The organism is Flavobacterium sp. HJ-32-4 (assembly GCF_022532105.1).
In the GTDB taxonomy this organism is placed as follows: domain Bacteria; phylum Bacteroidota; class Bacteroidia; order Flavobacteriales; family Flavobacteriaceae; genus Flavobacterium.
The window spans coordinates 3,526,749-3,533,442 of the sequence record NZ_CP092832.1 but is presented as its reverse complement, the minus strand read 5'-3'; the positions used below and the strand labels follow the sequence as shown (position 1 = coordinate 3,533,442).

General features: G+C 52.0%; 7 protein-coding genes. 3 read left to right on the top strand and 4 right to left on the bottom strand.

Annotation, left to right across the window (positions count from 1 at the left end):
• Positions 1 to 178 precede the first annotated feature (178 nt).
• The gene (locus MKO97_RS15050; RefSeq protein WP_241104023.1) at positions 179 to 583 is read left to right on the top strand and encodes a thioesterase family protein; all 405 of its coding nucleotides are present in this window, start codon (positions 179 to 181) and stop codon (positions 581 to 583) included.
• A gap of 20 nt (positions 584 to 603) precedes the next feature.
• Here MKO97_RS15050 and MKO97_RS15045 read toward each other — a convergent pair whose 3' ends face one another.
• The 3 genes from MKO97_RS15045 to ribD are packed head-to-tail and all read right to left on the bottom strand — an operon-like array spanning position 604 to position 2,845.
• Positions 604 to 1,209, bottom strand: coding sequence for a YigZ family protein (locus MKO97_RS15045; protein ID WP_241104022.1), 606 nt, complete (start codon positions 1,207 to 1,209; stop codon positions 604 to 606).
• Positions 1,210 to 1,211: 2 nt separating this feature from the next.
• The gene (locus MKO97_RS15040; protein ID WP_241104021.1) at positions 1,212 to 1,817 is read right to left on the bottom strand and encodes an HAD family phosphatase; all 606 of its coding nucleotides are present in this window, start codon (positions 1,815 to 1,817) and stop codon (positions 1,212 to 1,214) included.
• On the bottom strand, positions 1,814 to 2,845 hold the full coding sequence (gene ribD, locus MKO97_RS15035) for a bifunctional diaminohydroxyphosphoribosylaminopyrimidine deaminase/5-amino-6-(5-phosphoribosylamino)uracil reductase RibD (protein ID WP_241104020.1): 1,032 nt from the start codon (positions 2,843 to 2,845) through the stop codon (positions 1,814 to 1,816). Before ribD ends, MKO97_RS15040 begins: the two co-directional genes overlap by 4 nt.
• A 24-nt stretch (positions 2,846 to 2,869) precedes the next feature.
• Here ribD and prmC point away from each other — a divergent pair, with 24 nt between their 5' ends.
• Positions 2,870 to 3,715 carry a peptide chain release factor N(5)-glutamine methyltransferase gene (gene prmC, locus MKO97_RS15030; RefSeq protein WP_241104019.1) on the top strand — a complete coding sequence of 282 codons (846 nt, stop codon included), beginning with the start codon at positions 2,870 to 2,872 and terminating at the stop codon, positions 3,713 to 3,715.
• Here the strand turns inward: prmC and MKO97_RS15025 are convergent.
• Positions 3,706 to 4,944 (bottom strand): ABC transporter permease, encoded by a 1,239-nt coding sequence (locus MKO97_RS15025; protein WP_241104018.1) that lies wholly within the window; start codon positions 4,942 to 4,944, stop codon positions 3,706 to 3,708. The two genes, prmC and MKO97_RS15025, sit on opposite strands and share 10 nt — an antisense overlap.
• A gap of 117 nt (positions 4,945 to 5,061) precedes the next feature.
• Between MKO97_RS15025 and hisS the strand changes: the two genes are divergently transcribed.
• Positions 5,062 to 6,441 (top strand): histidine--tRNA ligase, encoded by a 1,380-nt coding sequence (gene hisS / locus MKO97_RS15020; protein ID WP_241104017.1) that lies wholly within the window; start codon positions 5,062 to 5,064, stop codon positions 6,439 to 6,441.
• Positions 6,442 to 6,694 lie beyond the last annotated feature (253 nt).

Sequence of the window (6,694 nt, the reverse complement as noted above, 5' to 3'; positions counted from 1 at the left end):
AAATACTGATAAATTTTTTGTTTGTTTGAAAGGCAAACAGGAGAAAAATCCGCGCTGCCTTATCGTGTGTTCGGGAAGACAAATATGTGAACAAAATTCTTTAGAAAAAAATTTTTGCAGGGTTGATTTTGAAAAAAAAATACCCTATAACAAGCAATAACGAAACGTTAAATTTACTATGCGTGACTATGAATTCCAGGTACGCGTGCGCTACGCCGAAACCGACCAGATGGGGGTTGTCTATCACGGAAATTATGCCCAGTATTTTGAGATGGGGCGCGTGGAATGGCTGAGAAACCTGGGGGTTTCGTATCGTTGGATGGAAGAGAACGGTATTATGCTGCCGGTCGTTTCCCTGACGATGAACTACAAGAAGCCGGCCCGTTACGATGATGTCCTAAATGTTAAAACAATGTTTCGGAAACTGTCCTCTGTCAAGATTGAATTTGATTATGAGATCCGTAACGAAGCCGACGAGTTATTAACAACGGGTCACTCGATTTTGGTCTTCGTTGACATGAAAACGGGGCGTCCGGTGAGTCCGCCGGATTACATTTTGGAACGCGTTGGGAATTTGTTGTAAGGGTGTCGTTTTTTTTACCGCTAGTTTTGGATTTTTACGTCAATTCCGAACATGGAATTGAAGATTTCGAAAACGGCATTTTCGTCTCGTTTTCGACACGCCACGACCAATCGACAATCTTCTGTCATATCCTGTTCGCAAATCGTCAGCCGGTTCTCCCTTACGGCGCGCATTACGCGATTTAGGTCTTTATAGGAAACGCGGATCTCCATCCGGCTCTCAATGGTTTTTTCGATGATGTCGGATGCTTCCAACGCCATTCGGGCGGTTTCGCGATAAGCGACGATCAAGCCGCCGGCTCCGAGTTTGATCCCGCCGAAGTAACGCGCTACGATCACCAGCACATTCGTGACGCCGAATGATTGGATCTGTCCGTAGATGGGTGTTCCGGCCGTGTGCGAGGGTTCGCCGTCGTCATTGGCGCGGTAGCGGATGTCAGTGGTGCCCAGTTGCCAGGCGTAGCACCAATGCCGCGCGGTAGGGTGTTGTTTGCGGATGTTGTCGAGTGCGCTTCGGATTTCTTCTTCCGATTCCACCGGAAAGGCATAGCCAAAGAACTTGCTGCTTTTTTCTTTCAACAGCACTTCGTCCGACGGTGCGGCGAGCGTTCGATAGGTGTCTTCCATTGTTACAGCAACAGTCGTTCGCGTAGTTCCACTACATCTTCCCGTCCCACTTGCAGGTTCCATGTTCGGAGTCCGAGTCGCGCCGCTGCATCGGTATTGTCGCTGCGGTCGTCGACAAAAAGGGTGCGTTCGGGTATGAGTTGGTGTCGATCAAGTATATAACTGAAAATAGCCTCGTCGGGTTTCCGCATTCCCATCTCAAATGAGAAATAGGTTTTTTCGAAACAACCGTAAAAATCCTTGATAAAGGTCGCGCCTTCCCGCTCTTCGAAGTGCCGGATATGGATGGCATCGGTGTTGCTTAAGAGAAACAGCCGGTACTGTTTGGAAAGGGACTGAAGGAATTCTAGTCGGTAGCGCGGAAAATCACCCAAGATCGTGTTCCAGGCATCCCGCACATCGGAAGGAGCGGTGCCCGATGTCGCAAAACGCGTGAGGGTACCGAGGTAGTCGTCTTCACTGATTCTTCCGACCTCAAATTGGCGGTTGGCTGCCTGCATCTCAGGGTTCCAGGCGTGGAGCCCCAAGGCAGCGAAGCGGGCGGCCACGAGATCGTGGCGGAGGTTGATGAAGATATCCCCAAAATCAAAAATAATCGTGTCGGTCATCGTCGGTACAGGCGTATAATGTCGTGTTGGATCTCGAATTGTTCGTAGGGTGCGAAAGGGAGAATCGGAGCGGGAAGTCCTTCCCCAAACGATATACGGCCGGTGATGACGCGCGCTTCGTCCCAAAGTCCAGCGTCAAGAAATGACTGCAGCGTCGTTCGGCCGCCTTCTACCACCAGTGATTGGACGTCACGTTTATAGGCCACTTCCAAGAATTCCCGCACCGGATCATCGAAGGGAACGGCTTCATATTGAACGGCCCCGTTCGAGTCTCGTTTCTTTTCGGTTAATACGATGGTAGGTTGTCCGTCCTGCAGCAAGGCGCTTGCTACCGGCAAACGTCCTTTTCGATCGAGTACGAAACGAAGGGGAGAGGTCCCCGACCACCGTCGCGCGTCGAGTTTGGGATTATCGTCAATGGCGGTTTGGGTGCCCACAAGTATAGCTTGTTCTTCCGTCCGCCATTTGTGCACAAGTTGCCGCGTCGTTTCCTGTGTGATCCAGACCGGACGTCGCTCGTTGCGGTGTAAAGGCGCCAGGAAACCGTCGGCTGATTGCGCCCACTTTAGGATGATATACGGTCGTTTTTGCTCATGGAAGGTGAAAAACCGTCGGTTGAGGTCGCGGCATTCGGCTTCGAGTACGCCAACGGTTACATGCCGCCCGGCTTCGCGCAATCGCCGTATTCCTTCACCTGCTACCTTTGAAAAGGTGTCGGTGGTGCCTATCACGATGTTCGGGATGTCGTGTTCCAGGATGAGGTCGCAACAGGGCGGTGTACGGCCAAAATGGCTACACGGCTCAAGGCTTACATAGAGTGTCGCTTCTTTTAATAATGACGCATCCGTCACGGATCGAACCGCCAGCACCTCGGCATGGGGTTCGCCGGCCTTTCGGTGCCATCCTTCTCCAATGATGCGGTCGTTGTGCACGATTACGGCGCCGACCAGCGGATTCGGATTGGTCGTTCCGAGTCCATGCCGGGCCAGTTCGATGCAACGCCTTATATATTTTTCGTGTACCTTCACCACGCAAAAATACCAATACGCGCCATGACATTGTACGAAATGCGCACGAAATTCCGGAAGGCGATGCAGCCGCTATACGGGGCAGAGGAAACCGATAGTTTTTTTCGCCTTGTCCTCGAGTTCCGGCACCGTATGTCGCGTGCCGACCTGGCATTGCGACCTGAAACGTTATTGACGGCGGAAGATGTCGTGTTTTGGGAGGACGTGTTGGCTGCGTTGTCCGTGCATCGCCCGATACAATATACACTGGGTGAGACAACGTTTTTTGGACGGCGTTTTAAGGTCGGCCCCGACGTATTGATCCCGCGGCCGGAAACGGAGGAGTTGGTCGCGTGGATGGTGTCGGACATCCATCCCGAAAGCCGGATACTCGATATCGGAACGGGTAGTGGTGCCATCGCTTTAACGCTGGCGTTGGAGCTGCCTTCGTCCCGGGTGACGGCACTTGATGTATCGGAAGCGGCGCTTTCGATGGCGTCGGAAAACGCCCGGTTGCTGGGTGCTCAGGTGGCATTTTCCCAAACGGATATCCTAATCGCTGAGACGCTCGATACGTTTGATGTAATCGTGTCGAACCCGCCGTATGTACGCCAGATGGAAAAAGCGGAGATGAATCCGAATGTGCTGTCGTATGAACCGCACCTGGCGCTTTTCGTTGACGACACGGATCCGTTGTTGTTCTATCGCCGTATCACCTCGTTGGCGCACAAAGCGTTGGTGCCGGGCGGATGGCTGTATTTCGAAATCAACCAATATCTTGGAAAAGAAACGGCGGATGTGCTGACACACGCAGGGTTTGAAGACGTGACCCTGCGCCCGGATATTTTTGGCAATGACCGGATGATACGTGGCCGGAAGCCTTATTCGTAGCGCAACGCTTCGATTGGATCGAGGTTGGCGGCTTTGATGGCGGGAAATAGTCCGGATACCAATGCCACTATAAAACTCACTACAATCGCCCAGATACCGGCGGCCCATGGCACTACAAATTCGAGGTCAAAGGCGGCGGATATGCCCCATTCTGTCAGAAGCCCCAAAATAATACCCAGCAGCCCGCCCAACTGCCCAATCACCACGGTTTCGATGAAAAACTGTGTGGCAATCGTACGTTTTTTAGCACCGAGAGCCTTCCGGACGCCGATTTCGCGGGTGCGTTCGGTTACTGAGACCACCATGATGTTCATCAGCGCGATGGAGGACCCCAAAATGGTAATAATACTGATGACGATGGCCGCATACTTCAGGTAATCTGTTACTTCCGCGATACGATGGATCAAATCGTCGCTTCGTTCGATGCCGAAGTTCGGTTTTTTGGCCGGGCCTACCCGACGGATGGTTTTCATGGCGAGGGTCGCGTGGTCAACGGCCGCATCGATGACATCGCCGCGCTCTACTTTCACACTGACATTGTAATTGATGCCGGATGCCGAAAAGAGGGAACGGGCGCGTTGTATCGGGATCATTACCCGAAGATCCTGGTTGTTGCCGAACGTGGCGCCTTTCTCTTTCAGCACGCCGATAACGCGAAAACGGGCACCCCGCACCGAGATGACTTTGTCGATGGGATCAACGTCTTTCAGCAATCCTTTTATAAAGTCGGAGCCGACGATGCAGACGCTGGCGTTGTTGGTAATGTCGAAATTCGTGAAATTGCGCCCTAGCGTGGTTTCCGATCCGGTGTTGGAAAGGAAATTTTCGTCGACGCCCCACACCTGGATGTTGGGATCGGTCTTTTTGGATTCGTAGCGTACTTCCGCTTTTGCAGTTGCCTGAAAGGCGAGTGAGACGGTGCTTTGCGGGAAGTCGTAGCGCTCTTTGAAGGCTTTGGCCTGCGGGTAGGAGATTGCCGGATTTTCTTCGCGCTCGGATTCATCTTCGAGCCGTTCTGACCAGTCATACTGCGTGATGCTGAAGGTGTTTGAGCCCATATCGGCGAAATTGGCGTTCATCGTCGCCTGCAGCGCCGCCACACTGGCAAGGATGCCCACGAGGGCCCAGATACCGATGCCGATGATTACAATGGTAAGGACGGTTCGCAGCAATTGCGAACGAATAGAGCCGAGGGCGGTGCGGATGTTTTCGCGCAGCAGTTTTAACATGGTGCCGGTTTGTCACGAAGTTACGGCATTTGTTACAGATATTGGGCGACTGAAATCGTCTGGTACGTTTCTTTTCTTTGACATAAAGTGGGATATTTGCACCGAAATTCCTTCATCATGGCACAGAAACCCGGTATACCAAAAGGCACACGTGATTTTTCCCCTTCGGAAGTGGCCAGGCGCAACTACATCTTCGGAACCATCCGGACGCAATTCGAACGCTTCGGGTACCAACCGATTGAGACCCCTTCGTTTGAGAATTCGGAGACCCTGATGGGGAAATACGGAGAAGAAGGCGACCGGCTGATTTTCAAAATACTCAACTCCGGCGATTTTCTATCGAAGGTCACGCCGGATGAGCTGGCTGACAGCCGGAAAGTGGCGGTAAAAATATCCGAAAAGGCCCTTCGATACGACCTTACGGTTCCGTTTGCCCGCTATGTGGTGCAGCACCAGAATGAGATCGAGTTTCCCTTCAAGCGCTACCAAATGCAACCGGTATGGCGCGCGGATCGTCCGCAGAAAGGACGTTTTCGGGAGTTCTACCAGTGCGACGCCGATGTGGTGGGATCGACTTCTCTTTGGCAGGAAGTAGAGTTGGTGCAGTTATATGACAGCGTGTTTTCGGAACTTGGCCTTGTCGGTACGCGCATCAAAATCAATAACCGTAAGATATTGTCGGGTATTGCCGATGCCATTGGAGCGTCTGATAAATTAATCGATTTCACCGTTGCCCTGGATAAGCTCGATAAGATAGGGGAAGAGGGTGTGCGGAAGGAAATGCTCGAAAAAGGACTTACAAATGAGGCCCTGGATCACCTTGCTCCTTTGTTTCATTTGACGGGAAGTGTTTCCGAACAACTTGTAACATTGACATCGTTATTGGCAGAATCGGAAACGGGACTCAAAGGCATCGAAGAGGTGCGTTTTATCTGTGAGGCAATTGCGGCACTCGGACTGCGCTCATCGGAGTTGGTGTTGGATGTGACACTGGCACGCGGACTCAACTATTACACCGGCGCTATTTTTGAAGTCGCGGCTCCAGATACGGTTGCCATGGGTTCAATAGGTGGCGGCGGACGATATGATGACCTGACGGGTATCTTCGGATTGAAAGGGATGAGCGGGGTCGGTATTTCGTTTGGCCTCGACCGGATTTACCTGGTATTGGAAGAGCTCGGCCTTTTCCCCGCGGAAGTGACTGCGGCGTCGAATGTGCTGTTCCTGAATTTTGGCGATGCGGAAGCGCTTTATGCGAGCAGGGCCATCGCTTCCCTGAGGAAAGCGGGCGTTCGGGCAGAGTTGTATCCGGATGCGGCGAAAATAGGCAAGCAGTTCCAGCATGCAGATAAAAAAGGCATTCCGTATGCGGCATTGGCCGGTGATACCGAAATGGAACAGCAGGTATTTACACTAAAGGACTTGCGATCGGGCGAGCAACGAACCGTTACGCTACCGGAGTTAACGGCACTGTTGCAACGTTTTTCAGCCAGGTAGCAAGTGGAGTAGTGGGTGTAGAGAGCGAAGGGGGCTGGAGGTGTAATTTGTCACCATCTGATACTTTATCCATACACTATCCATACAGTATCCATACAGTATCCATACTTAATCCATACAGTATCCGGGTCGTTGTCGCGTCCTAAAATAGCTTACAGTCGGTGCATCCTATGTACGCATTTTTGTCGGACGATTTGCCAATTACTTACAGCCAATACGTTTCTTAGTCAGGGTTCGCAAACGACAATTAGTG

Coding starts and splice junctions, on each gene's coding strand:
- hisS (WP_241104017.1), top strand. CDS start 5,062: ATGGCACAGAAACCCGGTATACCAAAAGGCACACGTGATTTTTCCCCT.
- MKO97_RS15045 (WP_241104022.1), bottom strand. CDS start 1,209: ATGGAAGACACCTATCGAACGCTCGCCGCACCGTCGGACGAAGTGCTG.
- MKO97_RS15025 (WP_241104018.1), bottom strand. CDS start 4,944: ATGTTAAAACTGCTGCGCGAAAACATCCGCACCGCCCTCGGCTCTATT.
- MKO97_RS15040 (WP_241104021.1), bottom strand. CDS start 1,817: ATGACCGACACGATTATTTTTGATTTTGGGGATATCTTCATCAACCTC.
- prmC (WP_241104019.1), top strand. CDS start 2,870: ATGACATTGTACGAAATGCGCACGAAATTCCGGAAGGCGATGCAGCCG.
- MKO97_RS15050 (WP_241104023.1), top strand. CDS start 179: ATGCGTGACTATGAATTCCAGGTACGCGTGCGCTACGCCGAAACCGAC.